The sequence below is a fragment of the Burkholderia sp. Bp9015 genome, assembly GCF_003853505.1.
In the GTDB taxonomy this organism is placed as follows: Bacteria; Pseudomonadota; Gammaproteobacteria; order Burkholderiales; family Burkholderiaceae; genus Burkholderia.
The window spans coordinates 113,501-130,179 of the sequence record NZ_QTPZ01000020.1 but is presented as its reverse complement, the minus strand read 5'-3'; the positions used below and the strand labels follow the sequence as shown (position 1 = coordinate 130,179).

The 16,679-nt window shown below is 51.3% G+C and carries 12 protein-coding genes and 1 pseudogene; all 13 read right to left on the bottom strand.

Features of this window, described 5'->3' with window-relative positions; all coding sequences use genetic code 11:
- Positions 1 to 39 precede the first annotated feature (39 nt).
- The 13 genes and pseudogenes from DIE12_RS21835 to DIE12_RS21780 all read right to left on the bottom strand — a co-directional run bounded on the left by DIE12_RS21835 (position 40) and on the right by DIE12_RS21780 (position 16,607).
- Positions 40 to 849, bottom strand: a complete 810-nt coding sequence (locus DIE12_RS21835; RefSeq protein WP_124551361.1) for an SDR family oxidoreductase — start codon at positions 847 to 849, stop codon at positions 40 to 42.
- 1,524 nt (positions 850 to 2,373) lie between these two features.
- Positions 2,374 to 3,543 carry a nucleotide sugar dehydrogenase gene (locus DIE12_RS21830; protein WP_124551360.1) on the bottom strand — a complete coding sequence of 390 codons (1,170 nt, stop codon included), beginning with the start codon at positions 3,541 to 3,543 and terminating at the stop codon, positions 2,374 to 2,376.
- Between the two features lie 552 nt (positions 3,544 to 4,095).
- On the bottom strand, positions 4,096 to 4,443 hold the full coding sequence (locus DIE12_RS21825) for a hypothetical protein (protein ID WP_124551359.1): 348 nt from the start codon (positions 4,441 to 4,443) through the stop codon (positions 4,096 to 4,098).
- Between the two features lie 519 nt (positions 4,444 to 4,962).
- On the bottom strand, positions 4,963 to 6,159 hold the full coding sequence (locus DIE12_RS21820; protein WP_124551358.1) for a capsule biosynthesis protein: 1,197 nt from the start codon (positions 6,157 to 6,159) through the stop codon (positions 4,963 to 4,965).
- A 649-nt stretch (positions 6,160 to 6,808) separates the two neighbouring features.
- Positions 6,809 to 8,119, bottom strand: coding sequence for a glycoside hydrolase family 71/99-like protein (locus DIE12_RS21815; protein WP_124551357.1), 1,311 nt, complete (start codon positions 8,117 to 8,119; stop codon positions 6,809 to 6,811).
- A 74-nt stretch (positions 8,120 to 8,193) separates the two neighbouring features.
- The gene (locus DIE12_RS21810; RefSeq protein ID WP_185641247.1) at positions 8,194 to 9,285 is read right to left on the bottom strand and encodes a tetratricopeptide repeat protein; all 1,092 of its coding nucleotides are present in this window, start codon (positions 9,283 to 9,285) and stop codon (positions 8,194 to 8,196) included.
- 38 nt (positions 9,286 to 9,323) lie between these two features.
- Positions 9,324 to 10,934 (bottom strand): hypothetical protein, encoded by a 1,611-nt coding sequence (locus DIE12_RS21805; protein ID WP_124551355.1) that lies wholly within the window; start codon positions 10,932 to 10,934, stop codon positions 9,324 to 9,326.
- Between the two features lie 16 nt (positions 10,935 to 10,950).
- Positions 10,951 to 11,904 carry a glycosyltransferase gene (locus DIE12_RS21800; protein ID WP_260429039.1) on the bottom strand — a complete coding sequence of 318 codons (954 nt, stop codon included), beginning with the start codon at positions 11,902 to 11,904 and terminating at the stop codon, positions 10,951 to 10,953.
- Positions 11,905 to 12,009: 105 nt separating this feature from the next.
- Positions 12,010 to 12,180: pseudogene (locus DIE12_RS39085) on the bottom strand (DUF4214 domain-containing protein); the annotation flags it as partial.
- A gap of 265 nt (positions 12,181 to 12,445) precedes the next feature.
- The gene (locus DIE12_RS21795) at positions 12,446 to 14,035 is read right to left on the bottom strand and encodes a glycosyltransferase family 1 protein (RefSeq protein WP_124551353.1); all 1,590 of its coding nucleotides are present in this window, start codon (positions 14,033 to 14,035) and stop codon (positions 12,446 to 12,448) included.
- Positions 14,036 to 14,053: 18 nt separating this feature from the next.
- On the bottom strand, positions 14,054 to 14,704 hold the full coding sequence (locus DIE12_RS21790; RefSeq protein WP_124551352.1) for an ABC transporter ATP-binding protein: 651 nt from the start codon (positions 14,702 to 14,704) through the stop codon (positions 14,054 to 14,056).
- On the bottom strand, positions 14,701 to 15,480 hold the full coding sequence (locus DIE12_RS21785) for an ABC transporter permease (RefSeq protein ID WP_124551371.1): 780 nt from the start codon (positions 15,478 to 15,480) through the stop codon (positions 14,701 to 14,703). Before DIE12_RS21785 ends, DIE12_RS21790 begins: the two co-directional genes overlap by 4 nt.
- Positions 15,481 to 15,509: 29 nt before the next feature.
- Positions 15,510 to 16,607, bottom strand: a complete 1,098-nt coding sequence (locus DIE12_RS21780; RefSeq protein WP_124551351.1) for a hypothetical protein — start codon at positions 16,605 to 16,607, stop codon at positions 15,510 to 15,512.
- Positions 16,608 to 16,679 lie beyond the last annotated feature (72 nt).

The window sequence follows — 16,679 nt, the reverse complement described above, 5'->3', positions numbered from 1 at the left end:
GCGACTGCGAGGGCCGCGAATGTGAATCCGGGCGGCACGTCACACTTTCCCGCGCGGGAGATAGGACAGACGGCCGAGAATTGCGTCCGCCATCGTGGCGGGCAGCAGGCGCAGCAGCTTGATGCCGAACGCGAGAGTGAACGGAAAGGCGATTTCCACACGGCGCCGCGCGAGGCGCTTCTTGATATGCGTGGCAGCCTTTTCCGCGCTCCACATGAACGGCTTGCTGCCGGGAAAGACGTCACTCATTGCGGTCCGGACAAAACCCGGCATCACGACCGACAGGCCGATGCCCTCGCGGGCGAGAATCGGGCGCACGGAATCGCAGTATGCAACTAGCGCCGCCTTGCTCGCGCAATAGGCGGGAGAAATGGCCATGCCCCTTAACGCGGCGAGCGAACTGACGACCGCGATCTGCCCGCACTTGCGCACCCGCATCCGGTCGATGGCGGGCAGCACCGCATGCAGCGCGCCGTACAGATTGGTGTCGACGACGTCGGCAGTGCGCGCCATATGCTCCCAATCGTCGGACGAGCGGAGCGTGCTGGCCACGCCGGCATTCGCGATCATCAATTCGATCGGGTGCTGCGCATCGAAATCGAGCATCCAGTCCTGGACCGTGGCCGAATCGCGGACGTCCATACAGCCGACCACAGCTTTAGCGCCGCGCGCCCGGCACTCCGCCGCAACAGATTCCAGTCGCGCCGAATTCCTGCCGATCAATCCCAGTGTGGTATCGGGCGCCGCATAGCTCAATGCCAGCGCGCGCCCAAGCCCGGCACTACTGCCAGTAATTACGATGACTCGTGGCCCGCCTGCGCTCACCTGCCTTCCCCGGTTGCGAATCATGATGCTTTTCCATCGTTTTAAACGGACTTTGTTTTTTTCCAGTTCGTCTGGGTATCGATCTCCAAGCGCCAAGCGCTGCCTGATATCTCGATCAAGGAGCAAATAACATCGCAGGTTAACTGCTTACGATTATTTAATTCTTCTGATCAGATAATGCCCGCAACCCGTCGGACGCCGGCCAAAGTCACGCGGATGCGACTATGACGACCGCGTGAATCAGGGGGCCAGATATGTGCGAGCCATACAGCAAACGACGCTGAATGGACACCTGCGTGGCACAAAGGGCAGCAGACCGGAAAGTTTACATCGCGCCGACGCGATCATACATCAAGATTAATACCCGAGTAATACCTTACACGTTACAAACCCTAACAAAGCCGCCCTTTCGGCGGGACCGAGCCCGCGCAACGGCCGCAACTCGCACCACCTACAATCTTCGAGCCTCGGCATCCACCGGGCAATCGAATTCGAAATATCGGTACAAATTGCCGATTCGCACTATCCATCGTTCGGCGACAACACTTCGAATGACTCATCCACGGCTTGCTTGTGCACGATCGAATATCAATGTCCGTCCCGTCGGTGCCATAGACTGCGGCCGACGATATTGCAAGCAGTACCAAAAGCAATTTTTAGCGTCGACAAGACAGACCATGCCATCAGACGCGCCCCTCTCTGGAAGACATTCTGCGCCGCCCCATTCAGGAACACTGAATTTCTCGAACGTTCTTTGCAAATCTTGATGATCCTTCGGTCTTGTTATCATGTGCACATTTGCATGCGAGTCGTCCGTGGGTGTTGCAACGGGATCGTGCTTGCCAGGCGCTCGAAACACCCCTGGAGCCGATAGCCAGACACGCTGAGCGTCAGTCGACGAAATCTCGGCACACATTACCGACGCCGACGCGCGCCGAATCGCTCGGCGCATCCATCAATCGGCAGAACCTGCGCGGCGCACCGTCTTGCTTATTGTGTGCTCTCATGCGGCGCAAACACCGCGACCCTACCCGAAACTGACAATCCATTTACGTTGAACGCACACCAGAAAGGAATGCTAGATCTTCGGCATCAGCGATCCTTACGGATGCCCTGGGCAAATGTGACCGCGCCAAAATCGCGGCCGCGCGCGCCGCTCTTGTCAGGATCAGTTCAGAACCATACCAACACATACGGTCACGTTAATCACAAGACAAGGTTCGTTTGAAACACCGGCGAAGCGGCCAGCAGTCGGCAAAAGAAGGTGACGGCCCATCTCGCCAGCAAAACAGAATTGATTCGCCCTGTTCGGTGACGTTGACGCGCACGGAGCCCCGCTTTCCGACGAATTGATCACGAGGTTGTTCAACAGCCAACTTCGAATCCGATCACCCTCGATGATCTTGCTTGTCGGGATCCACGAAAGGAAGAACCAGCGCCCGCAGGTGACGTGCGCAACCGCACATCGGCTCAGACAATCCATGCCCGAAATTCAAATTGTGGTGGGGAGCGTGCTAACAGCATGCTCCCCACTAGGCCGCGGGCCGCTCACGCGTCCCCACCGAACAGGTCGCGTGTGTAGACCTTGTCCGCAACATCCGCTAGATCCGGCGTCAAGCGATTCGCGACGATCACGTCCGCCGCGCCTTTGAATTCGGCGAGGTCGTTCAAGACAGCTGAGTTGAAGAAGTTCACTTCGCTCAACGCGGGTTCGTACACGATGACCTCAACACCCTTGGCCTTGATACGCTTCATGACCCCCTGAATGCTGGACGCGCGGAAATTGTCGGACCCGGCCTTCATCACCAGCCGATAAATGCCCACCACCTTCGGCTCGCGCCTGAGAATGCTCTCGGCGATGAAATCTTTCCGCGTGCTGTTCGATTCAACGATCGCGCGGATCAGGTTCTGCGGAACATCGCGGTAGTTAGCCAGTAGCTGCTTGGTGTCCTTGGGCAAACAGTAGCCACCGTAGCCAAAACTCGGGTTGTTGTAGTGAGCGCCGATCCGTGGATCGAGACATACGCCGCCGACAATCTGATTCGTATCCAGGCCGTGTTGTGCAGCGTAGGTATCCAGTTCATTGAAGTAGGCCACACGCATCGCGAGATACGTGTTGGAGAAAAGTTTGATCGCCTCCGCCTCGGTACTGCCCGTAAACAGCGTCGAAATGTCTTCCTTGATGGCACCTTGCTTCAAGAGATTGGCAAACGCCTCGGCACGATCGGAACGTTCTCCTATCACGATCCGCGACGGGTGCAAGTTGTCGTATAGCGCCTTGCCCTCGCGCAAAAACTCAGGAGAGAAAATCAGATTGTCAGTGCTCAACGCCGCGCGAGTGCGCTCAGTGTAGCCAACCGGGATGGTTGACTTGATCACCATCACAGCGCGGGGATTGATGGCCATGACATCGCGAATGACGACCTCAATGGAGTGGGTGTTGAAGTAGTTTGTCTCAGGGTCGTAATCGGTCGGCGTGGCAATCACGACGTAGTCCGCCCCGGCGTAGGCGTCTTCCTTATCCAGCGTGGCGCGGAAATTCAGATCCTTGTGCCGAAGATAATCCTCAATCTCGGCATCCTCGATCGGCGACTCCTTGCGGTTGAGCATAGCCACCTTCTCGGGAAGGATATCCAGAGCCACGACTTCATTGTGTTGTGACAATAAAACGGCGTTGGACAGGCCGACATAGCCTGTACCGGCGATTGCGATTTTCATGCAAACATCTCTCAGACAGATAGGGGGTCTTTCCTGCATCCTCCGCAGCCAGCTTGCAGCCTCCTGCGACAGATTGATGCTTCGAGGGGGATGATTATTCCATGGCAGACGCTGAGAAAATTTCAGGAGCGAGTGAATTCACGCTCGTGCAATCGCCTCCAAACGGAGCAATAGGCGGGGCCGGCGTACTGCCGAAAGCATTTCTGGCGATGGCCTTGCAATGAGGAAGCGGATGTGCATGGAACGACGTCGGCCATGCGATATATCGTGTTGTGATATGCACGCTCGTAGAGAGCGTAGCCAGTCGACTCACCGCGGCAACGCTTATACAGCTAACCTGACGCGTTCCGGATTGCATTACAAAATAACAATGGGGGGGCAAGCCACAGGCTGCCCCCCCCTGCATCCGTTACGCATGACTCAGCGTCACGTCGCGCGAAATTAAGCCGGGTCACATTGAGTCACCCGTATACGTCAGAGGCTACAGTTTGGCCTCGCCCGTCATCCGGAATCGCCGATCTTCCACGATCTCCAGGGCTCGCGCCATCGTTCCTACTTGGCCTGCGCTTCGGCGTTAGCGCTCGTCTCGGGACTTCCTCGCACCGAATCGATAGCAGCCCGCACAGGCTGCCGCGCCAGCGCCTTGCTATTCACCATAGAACTTACAAATTCAACAGCGTTTCCATATTTATCCGGAAGCGCCGATGAAAACGCAGCAACGACGAACGCGAGTGCAGCGATAGCAAAACCGAACTCAGTCAGAATATCAAGCGCCCCCAGCACCATAGGTATCAAGCACAATGCGGCCGCTGTTCCTTTATCAAATCCTAGGTAGACGACAGAAAAATACATCACAATGCCGACCAATACGGCTCGAAAAATCCGAAATACGATGCCCACGAACCACCCCGTAAATTTTAATTAGCGCCCTGGCGCCGGCAGAAAATCGACAATTTGCCGCTGAAGTCGGATGCGTGGCGGCACACCACGGGATACAGCCGACTTAAATGGTATTGTGCACCCTGCACCATGGCACCGCCCTCGATTGCTAATATTTTTCTCAATTTTTCACCTTCTTTCACTTTGCGCATCAATAATACGCAAAACGTATTGTTCAGTTAAATACGTAGCGAAGCACATCGAAACCGAGCGATCGGTCTTCATAAAAAGCACGAATCGAGTCGCTTACTTCTGTGGAAGCACCAACGAGCCACCACCCGTCGGTGGCCACCGATTCGGGCTCGGCGCCTGCTCTCCACGCCACGAATATGAAAGACAAGGTGATTTCGCAGTAAACGCCACGGCGGCGTCCGTCATCGCACAAGAACAGTGCCACCGATTCGCCGGCGCACATCGATTCTATCAAAACGCCCGCACTCGACACGACGCACTCTCAACTGTTGGCGGATCTCGACAGGTTTATTCGACTAAGCGCCTGACCGAACCGGCGACAGCCATCTCAATTCCTTTTTTTGTGTAAAAATCACCGTTAATTTGGGTGCGGTGTATGACATACTCCAAAAAAGAATGATAAAGCCTCATGTCCGGCGGACCCGCATTGGACCAGAATGCGTCGATGCCACCCTGCCACGTCAAACCCGGCATATCGTAGATGGCATGGCCGAGCACTACCAAGGGACGGCGGTGATGGAGTGCGGAGAGACCGACCGTACTATTGACGACCACCGCCCCTTCGGCGTGTTCTAGCAATGTCGGCAAGTGGCCAGAGTCGATAAATCTGACCCGATCGACAATATCCAATTCAATCGATAGACGAGATACGTGCTTCTTGTACCGGATTATTCCGGTATCCAACGGGTGATTCTTGATCACAAGACAGGCATCCGAGGGCGCACACCTGGCGAACGAATGCATTACGCTGTTAATTGCATCGCACACTCCTGCAAATGGAGAATGCGTCACAATCTGAGCATCGGAGTTTAGCTGAAGAGGGAAAAGATAGTATCGCCGCCTTTCGGCGAGCAACGCCTTCGTCACGCGTGACGCTTCACGCGCATACGAGCTCGACCGCAATGCCCGCCAGGCGAGACCGGCATACTCCAGTAGCCCGTTATGCGGACGATGGCTCGAATAGTCGGAAAATTTGGCAGCGAAAAGAGCATTCGCTCCACGGTAGCAGATATCGTGGAATGCTCTCTCGTAGAGATTGTAGCCTGTCGGCTGACTAGGTGGAATCGGACGCCCCCCCTCGCAATACGCGAGATACCAATCGGGGTCACGCGGCAACTTCGATCTACCGTTTACGCCATGCTCCTCCAATGTGATCCAATACGGGCGGACGTAGCCCTCTTCGAAAACATGGACGCGAAGATTGCGCTCTTGCGCAACGGGATGCATATAGTGATGAATGTCCCTGCAATCGCCGAACATAACGACGTCAGTGACGTTTTCCGACTCGACCAGGTCTCCATACCACTGCGGCAAAGACGCCAGTACATCCGTGTAATTCAGTATATCTTGCCAGCCTGAATAGATCAGGTCGCCACCACAAAAATTTACTCGCCGTACAGCGTGTCCGCGCGCTCGCAACGCGACACCGAGCCGGTGAAAAAAGGGAGAGGCTGTACCTTGCAGCAGAAGGAAAGAGCGTTGCATTGCGAAGTCGGACACCAGCGCACGTGCCGGTGACTAGTACTCTTTGATTTAAGTTAGCCATGTGCCGATCCGACCGGTGCCCCTTACGCCATCGCAAGTGCCTCCGACTCAACTTGCCGGCAATCTATTTTGGGCACCGGCGTTTCCTTCTGCGCCCAGCGGATGATTTTAACAGACTCCTTACAGTTTAGCTCATCGCTCTTACAAAAATTGAAATTAATAAATCGCCAGTCGATGACACCAACGTTGTCACAAGATAGCGCAATGCATAGATAACCGTGGCATCTTCCGCCCTTCTTCGCAAGAAAAAGCTCTCGCCACAAGGATGCGTTGCCCCACCGCTCGAGCCGCAATGTCTGGCAGTTACGGCAGTTGAGAAATTGTTTCAACCCAAACACCATCAGCGGCACTTGCGTCAGCGGCTATACGCACGCAAAGTCACCCCGCAGAATTATCTTTCACCCTCATAAATGAGGCGAAATAGCGCGAAAAAATCAAACCGGGCTCGCTTACAACCGCTGCAATCTTCAGTCGACCTCCCTGGAGACCACTTCAAACGCAAATTTGGCTAAAACACGTGCGAACTCGTTCGCCCAGTCATGCATTATGGACAAACACCACGGATCAACTCGCATTCACCGAAAAATCGTTATGGTCGGATCACACTGTTAAGATCCCGCGGCAATGCCGTATGACGGCGTAATGCCATCGCCGCCTTTCCGGCAATACTCAAATACCAGTCATCCGGCAATGCACACCCATCTTCATTGAGGTATACAAGGTTTACGCCTGCTGGCAGCAGATCTTTACGTGTCTCGACCGGAAATATCGCAGTACCCTCGTCCACCTCGTCATACATCGCGACATAAGTAGCATCCACACCAGCATCTATCGCATTGACAAGTTGCCGCCAAAAAAACCGACCACACTGGCGTGGAATTTGATTAACTTGAGCTGCACTCGGATTGTTATTTTTTGCCGTCAAGTTATGCCATGAAAATCCAGGATAAACTACTGGCATATATCTCACACCAGATTTATGAGCGTCATCAAGATCTGCTCGAATTGTTTCCCGGAAAAAATTGTCGGCCTCGTCTTCGTTCCGATAGCGCCCAACGGTCCACGGGCTAAGCACATCAAATAAGCGATAGACGCTCGCCCATTTCACATCAGATTTTGAATCATCAGATAAGGTCCTCCAATGCGCGGGAACACCTCCAATAACCGTTGCCGCCATCAAGCCATCTTGCCCGGACTTTAAATCCGATATCAATTTCTTTACGTCATCGGCATTACCCGGTCGATCCTTGAATCCAAATCCCCACAATTCCAATACAGGCTTTCCCTGATCCCTCAGATAGGCCTGACTATCCGTCAGCCGAAGATCATTGGTCAAATGACGCCAATCTTGTCGAATATCGTCAACCACTGTTTTCTCGTTCGCACCAGATATATCGTAAGCGATATAAAAGAGGCGCCTATTACTGCGGGCAGCAGCCTCGACATTCTTTAAGACGTTGTCACCCCGACTCTTTTTCTTCGGATCAGACACTTCAGAAATGAATCGCTGAGCCGCCGCACCATCAATACCGTGCTCCCGCATCCACTCAAAATGCTTATTTACAACAATAGGATTTTGCGAAGAAAATACCTTAATATTCCCTTTTCCATCAGCGCGACGCAATCCGGTATCGCATAGTTCTTTCTGGTCAACACCCCGAAAAGACGGAATCAGATCGACCGTCAAATACTGTGGACGAACCGCTTTAATAAACCAATGCTGCCAACTGGCATTTCCTTCAAAATCACCTGGACAGCCAAACCAGCCTTGATATCCTACGATCACACGCCCACTCAAACCCGATCCGCTTTCAGACGCACAGGCAATTCCACCGAGGGAGGCTATCAGCATCCCAATAAATGCTCGAATCGCAAGTTGACCATTGATATGCAATCTCATACGGCTCAACCCCTCATATATCTCTGGAATCTGATCGCGCCTACCAACCACAATGCGTGCATACGCTTTGATTCTCAAATCAATTGATGATTCGCAACGTCTAACGCACTTGCAGTTTTTGCCGCTTTATATGCCTCGCGAAATCTCCCTGTCTCGGCAAATAGACACGCTCGAAGCCGATGATATTCGACCGTCGCTCCACTCTCCGTCGAGAATCGATCCAACAACCGTACAGCCTCCTCAGGTCGCGCGGACCGCTGCAGCAGTCGGGCGACCGCTATTGCGTCAGCCATTTCTTCCGGACATCGTGATATTACCTCAAGCCCTGCCAGAATCGATTTCTCAGTGTCCAGCAATGCATCGCGACTCTGCCTCAGAAACGTAACGTGGCCACTGGAAATGCGATTTAAGTCAGTGCGCACATGTTCATCCTCGGGTGCCAAAAAGTGCGCCCGTTTGATCACCGACTCAGCGTCACCAAATCTCGTCAAGCGCTCCAGCAGACTCGCTTGCAGCCGATAGTCTTCGATACTCTCACCTTCGGTCGATATGACTTGATCAATCAATTCCAATGCCTCATCCAAGCGCTCACTTCGCGCAAGAATGTGGGCCAATGCCCGCTTGGCACCCGCATCGTCTGGACGGCGATTGATAATCTGCTTCCCTGCGGCAATCGCGTCTGGAAAGTCCTGCGACATGTCACGAGTCTTGTAGAGCCGCTCCATCACATTTCGCTCGATGCGGTCACTTTCAGTGCGCAATTCTTCATCGTCCGGGAAGATGTCGAGTGCCCGCCCAATTGCTTCTTCCGCCTGCATAGTACTCCCGGTTCGCTCGAGTAAACTAGCGTGCAAACGGTATAGTTCCGCACTCGCCCCAGTGTCGGCGATAGCTTTTTCGGTGACATGCAGCGCCTCGTGCTGGCGGTCAGCACGAGCAAGCAAATGCGCTAGTGCCAAATGGTCGCTTGAGTCGCTTGACCAACGCTTCACAATTTCGAAACCGGCCTCAATTGCCGCTAGTGGCTCAGTTGCCATATCTCGCCTTCGACGATATACCTCTCGAAAGAATTTCTCCGTGGAAATTTCCAACAAATCAATCGCCCACTCTGGATCACTCTCCAGCCTCTGGATCACCATCGAGAAAATCGGCAAATATTCTTCCACGCACTCGTAATTAACCATAGCACACCAGTATAATTCAGTTAATTGGTATCGGAGACTGACATAAGCAAGTCAATTACAATTTCGTCCAATTTAATACGCTCGGCGACCCTAAATTCGGCCATTCTGCCTACACGCTCAATCGGCTTAATATATTTTTCAACAACGTGATAATTTGGACGATCGTAGTAGTCGTCGAACAGAATAACTGCACCGATTTTAGAAAATAGAATCGACATCAGAAAGCAAGCTACTCTAAACCTGCCATCGATCAGCACCAGATCTGGCTCGCGACTGCCGGACCGCAACATCTCCCAAACTGACGAACAATATTGCGGCCATTTGCGCGCATTTGAGTCGTCAACTGGTTGGCCCCACTCTTTTGTTCTCCCGACATCTACATAATGAGGAACGAATGTTGCACCCCCTGTCTCCGACAAACGAATTGCTACCGCATCCAGGAATGCCTTATCCGATTCGACAGAATAAATTTCCTTTATTCCACAGGATGCGGCCAGAATAGTGCTACCTCCGGCCCCATATTCGAGATAAACCTCTGCACCCCTCATCCGCAACTCTAGATGGGTAACTCCTTGCTCCTCCATATGCGGTCTTGCCGGTATTTCAGAAGGCGTCCACTGCCGCGCTTCCGATATCTGAATAATCCTATCTTCCGGCATTATTTTTTTAGCACGAAAATCCCCATTTCTAGCACGAGTTTCCCAGTCCTTGAAATACTTCCATGCCTCCACACTATCGAGATCCACTAGATCCGCAGAGACCTGGCGAGCACCGCTCAGATAGATCTCGCGATATTGGGCATCGTCGAGATCCGGAATGTCATCCAATTTTCCATCATAGACCACCGACCGATCCAATCCAATTTTCTTGAATATCGCCGGATTGCAGTGCAATCCATTTCGACCAATGGGCAGCGCGAAATTTGCAAACGTCGAAAGCTTTACCCCACCAAGAGCGTATGTCGCACAACTCTTTACGTAGTCTTGACTCGATGCCGCCGGATTGAAGCCAGCAGCTTTAAGCCACGCAAAGATCCTTTCTTCCGATCTTTTCCTATAAGGAATACCGCGAATTAAATCGAGGTAGCAATCAACAAATGGTTGCCGGCGCTGCCAGAAAATCTTGCTAAGCCCGAAACCCCAATTGTGCCCCATTGGTGCGTATTTATTCTTCCCTGCAGATTGAACGTCGTGCGAGATACTCGTGTTCGCCGGGTGGGCGGATACCATTCCCACTCTCGGATCGCTTGCATACTTCTCGCCCATCATGTCAATTATCGACATATAGCCCGGCGCCAAAACTAGATCATCCTCGTGAAAGGCGACAAAATCGTAACCTTTCTCCTCAAAAAGCAAGCGCTCGACAAAATCGAAATGAAACGCAACACCCAGATTTTTTGACTGCCGCACCACATTAACATTCAACTCAGCTCGATCCAGAAAATTTGATATTTCCCGATGTCCAGCTTTATTTTCCAAGGACTCGCCATCCCACAATCCATCCTGAAATACGTATATATCGTATTCATCGTGAATTTTGCAGCCTTTTACAATTTGATTAACGATGGAATAATATGCCAATTCGAAATAATCAAATCTAGCATAAGTCATTATCGCAATTGCTTTTTTCATTATCTTGCTCCTCGCCTCAATTTCCAGGGTGACGCGTGACTTTGCGCCAATCCCGATGGTCACGCTTATAGGCCAACTCCTCATCTGAACCGATGCGAGCGAATCTGGCCCAATCAATCGAGACAACGTTTACCGGAGTGCCACCCTTGATACCGTGGCTCACAAGATATGCGACCACACTCAAAGACAAGCCGGTTGGGCCAGCAATGTCATGCAACGACATTTCATATTTTTTATTAGATAAAATAATATCTTTCGCCCGCTGAAGTGCAAACAATATTATTTCGTTTTTAGGAGAGGCAATGATTGGTGCATTATTGAAATACACCTCAGCATTCGCATATTCACTATATTTCTCAATATAGGACGAAATTGATAAATTCACGTGCCCCGCGCCATCTATAACGCGAATGAATGGCCTCAGCATAAGAATATGTTTCGCCCTCAAATCGACAGCAGGCAAGCGTTTCAGAGGCAACTCATCCGCATCGACATAGCAGCCACCATTCTTGTAAATATAGCAAAGCCGAAAAAAATCGCTTTTCATCGCCGGATGCCAGCATTGAGCGTAAGCCAATGCGAATTCTTCCGGATAATTTTCCCGGATAAATTCCTCAGCAGAATCCCCGTCGAATTTAATATATCGATTGCCGTACTGAGCCTCCCACTGGCCCATAAACTCACGGACGTCGCTGGGAATATCTTTACTGTCCCAGTATTGAATGATTTTATATTCCCCCCCACCGACACAGCACTCAATATTTTCATTCTGACGTGCAACGCTTTCCCTAACAACTCGCCCCAGCATTCGATAATATATGAATCGCGCACGAGCAAAAATATCGTCGATCGTCTGATTCCAGAACTCTTCGCTGTCTAGCGATTCTCGAATTGGGTCACAAGAGATATTCCCTGCGCATCGCGCCGCCTTTCTTTTCACGCGCTCCGTAACGAAATCAGACTCCGCCATTAAGACATTCCGCGCAAACCATCCACGCAAATTCCGACCTTGCGCTAGCTTATATATTTTGGCGAATCGATTAACTCCCGAAATCAGCGGTCGCGCTGCGTACTCTTTTGAGCGCGCGACTTCAGATACGACGTACGAGTAACTCCATCCTTCTCGCAATACCGACGCATAGATTCGTCGGCCTTCCTCATCGATTTCTCTGCCAAGCAGAGTCCGATATAATCTATTGAGAAATTCATCAGCAGAAAGCCCGAAAAGGTGATATATATTTTTCATATCTCCAGCACGCCCCAGTTACCCTACAGCATAAACCGCGCGATCAAAGCGACACAACTTCACTAGATTAAAAACAGTGGCGAGACGTCTGGTGACGTCCCGCAGGCATATTTATATCATCCTTCAAACTTGCCAATCATTTCCTATCGCTTATTGCAAATGAAACGAATTTTCAAATCAAAAAATTCACCCCGCCTTGTTTTTGACGCCACGACCTCGGAAAGTCGAAATAACCCCGCTCGAGATCTGAATGATGTGCTTCCAATTAACATGACGAAAGCTTGATATTCATTCTCGATCTATCGCTTGCGTGCTCCGCCCTCACTTTCTGTAGAAAATCTTCCCACTGAGGAAGAATACGCTCGGGGAGATATCTCGAGGAAACCTCTTGACCGCGGACCCGCAATTTCTCTCGGAGTTGCGTTGAATTCTCTTGATAAAGGACCTTCTTGAGCGCTCCGACCAGGCTGGCAGTTGAATACGGATCAAAATATTCGGCTGCATCATCGTAAACTTCACGATGAACAGGAATGTCCGATGCGATGGTAACTCCACCACTAGCCATCGACTCCACACCCGAGAAATCGAAACCCTCACCTAAACTTGGCGCAACTGTCGCCATTGCGTGACGATAAAGTACTCGAAGGTCTGGTGCCGGCACCGCGTTGAGCATAAACAGATCACCGCGATCAATCCAAACTTTGAATCCTTTATAAATTTGCTTGTAATCCCAGCCCAATGTACCGACGACCACGAGTTTCACGTCAGGATCGATCTCCGATTTGATTACCTCCCATGCAGCGAGAAGGCGCGTGTGGTTTTTCCGCGGCTCAACGGTCGAGACGATCAACAAATATTTGAAATCTTTTTTGTAAAGATGTTGTTTATAAAAATTTTCTTGTTCCCGGATTGTCAGAAATTTCGGTACCAGTCCAAGATCCTTCGCATCCGGATCAAATCCATAGAGTCGTGACCTAATTATTTCCGGAACACGTGACGGCTGCGATTCCTCCGGGAAATAGTGATGCGACACCATGTTGTGAATCGTAACTGCGCGCTCAGCAACCTTAGGGTGGAGACGCAACAGATCTTGCCGGGTGGCTTCCGATACGCAGGCAAACCATGCACCTGATTCGACGTTGCTCATCAACGCGTAGAAGTGCGTTGCTTGGTGCAGTGATTTATCGGATATCGTATGAGGCATATACACGGGGATAGCGTCATGATACCGAATCACCATCGCCGAAGTTTTGGATATGCGTGCAGGATAAGGAGTTTGACCAATGAAAATGTCAAAATCATTCGTATCGATTCGCGGATACTTTGGCGTTGCTCGCCAATTTAAAGTTCCCAGACCCGCCGTATGCAAAATATTCCAAGGGACCGAACTGATTCGATGATTTACAGAAGATACAAGCTCATAGTCCGATGCCGGAAGAGTTTTCGCAAACAGAGTTCGCCACGTAAAATCCTCAAATGATTTCGACTCAAATCTCGATAACCGTACGCGACCAACATCCCCTACCATTCTTATATGCAGCGCCAAAACCTCCGCTCGCTTTTGCCACCAATCTAAGACAATTTCCAGGATATTGCGATGAGGCTTCTCCACCATTGAGATAATCACATTCGAATATCGTCCGTAGCGGCGTGCTTCAGATAACTTCTTCTTGAAAAATCCTTGATCTGATGTGCCTCTTGCGAGGCGCCGATGAGATGTCTGCAACAGGCCCTCGACATCCACGGAATCCAGACGGCACAGGCCCCGAAACAATAATCTGACTTCCTGGGGAATGCCGGCGAATCCCTCCAACGCCGGGCGCATTTCAAGAAGTACCTTTATCTTGTGGCTCATTTATTTACCTTGTAATTCTCAGCAATGTTGATTATAGAAATTGTATGCGGCATCGACATCCGGAAATTGATGCAATACTCCGTTGTGAAGCACCAGTGCCTTATCACAATGATCGCGAATATTATTTGGTTCATGAGAAACAATAACCATTGCCCGATCTTGGCGCCGATCAAAAAGCTCCCTCTGACATTTGTCGTGAAAACGCGCATCACCAACCGCAATGACCTCGTCAATCAAAAAGCAGTCGAATTCAATAGCCATTGATATTGCGAATGCTAATCTGGCACGCATCCCGGAGGAATACGTTTTCACTGGCTCACGCAAGTATCGACCGAGTTCAGCAAACTCCTCGACGACTGGAATCGCCTTATTCAGATCCGCATCGTATACCCGGCAAATAAAACGTATATTATCAACGCCCGTCAAACTTCCTTGGAATGCCCCACCGAACGCAAGCGGCCATGATACGGACATCCCGCGGTGCACACGCCCTTTAGTAGGAAGTTCAGCCCCGCTAATCAATCTTATTAATGTTGATTTACCCGCACCGTTTCGCCCCAGGATTCCAATTTTCTCACCTTTCTTAATCTTAAGGTTCAACTCGTCGAACACTACGTGAGAGCCCGCATGGAGCCGATAATGCTTGGACACATTTTTTAGCTCTATCACTCCCCCTCCACTCTTGCGCCAACATAGCGAACCAACAGCAACCCCGGAATCATTAGAGACATATTTACAAGGAAAACATAGCCGATACTGTAATGGGCCCTAATTCCCACACCAAATAAGCCCTCACGAAGGAGCTCCGTGCAATTCACAATCGGGATCCAGAGAACCGTGCTTTGGAAGCCTTTTGGCAACCACTCAACCATATAGAATGCCCCGGAAAGAGGTAAAAATAGGTACGTGAACACGTGCCAAACGCGATCGAATGTCTCACTTAGTGCAGCCAACGGGCCGATAATTAATGACATATCCATCGCGAACCAAGCCAGGAGCACCCAAGCAATGACCATTTTTGTCAAATCTTCCGGCACATTTATCAAGCCGATTACAATGAATATTATCGATAGGATAAGGAACGACATTGTCGCGCCTGCGATTTCGAGAATGATTCGCGCGGCAAAAAGATCGATAGTGCGGACATTTCTATGATGCATCAGAGCTCGATTAGGCTCGACTGCGTTACCACATCTATTGATCGTGTTACGCCACAATAGAACCGTTGCATACCCACTCAACGTAAACGCCACGATTGGCAGAGCATATTGGTGTGCGCCGAACGCCGTATATAACACCAATACACCCACCGTAAACATCATAGGCTCCACGAATATCCACATGAACCCGATATTGTGTCGCCCATAACGAGTGAGAATTTCGCGCATCAGTAGCGCCCCGACAATGCGAGCCTGAATTTTCAGGGACCGACGAATGTCGACCATGCGCAGATCTGTGTTGTTCATGGACGTTCTTAATCCACATGTTCCTTGACGGCAGCCATTGTCAAGGACAAGACACCCCAAACAATCATGCCGAGCAGAAACGTCGCAACAACGCCTCTCAGCCGATGAGGCTCGTTCGTTGAGTCCGGCTTGCTGGGCTGGGCGATCCGCTCGAGGTAGAGTTGCTTGCGCTGCGCTTCGCTTCTCGCCTGCTCGAGCGTGGTCATGGCGCTTGCCAACAATTTGTCCGCGAACTCCTTCTCGAGCGCCAACCGCTGATACTCAGGCGCCTTGCTGGCAAGCGACCGATCACCGCCGCCCGCTACATGCCGACTCTCTTGCTCGACTTCTTTTTCGAGCAGAGCAATCTGAGCGTTCAGGGACGGAATTCGCGGGTTGTCTTTCGCCAAAGTGAGCATTTGATTCAGTTGCACCTTGGCGGCAATCAACTGATTCTGCAGTTCGGCCACCTGCTGAAGCGGAATGACCGACTGCTTCTCCGGATCGATCACTCCCTTCTGGTTGCGGTAAGCCGCAAGCGCTACTGCCGCAGCCTTGACCCGTTGCTCGGAACTCGCCACTTCCTGGTTGGCAAACTGGATCGTATCCGACTGTGCACGCTGGTTCAGCTCATTGACGCGATCCTCGGCCAGTTCGAGAAGGCGCTCATTGATGAGATGCGCGTCCGTGGCGGTATAGGCACGAACGGTCAGAGTGGAAATCGAAGACAGCGAGTCAATCTGAAGATCGAGACGCTTTTGAAAATATCGATAAAAGGTCTCAAAACTTTTATCCCAGTCCAGCGTCCCGAAGCGCGCAAATATATCGATATTCGGGTTGCTGTACGATTCCATCACGCGATCTTTCTTCTCCAATGACTGCAGCGCGTCGCGCGAGAGAATATAGTCCTGCACCACATAGGCATCGTCCTGCCCTCTTACCAGGCCCGTACCGCTCAGAATCTGTCCAAGGGGGGATGCCACCTGCCGCGCCGGGCTGCGCACGACAAACAGCGATTCCGAAACATATATATCGGACGCGACCAGTCCGAAATATACCGCCGAAACCAATGTTGGAATGACAACGGTTCCAGCAAATAATTTGTTGATCTTCTTGGGAAAATTCATCGTTAACTAGCCGATATCTGTATCGTTAAAGGCTCAAATGCCACCGCGACGCACATCTCCCTGAAGAGCCGC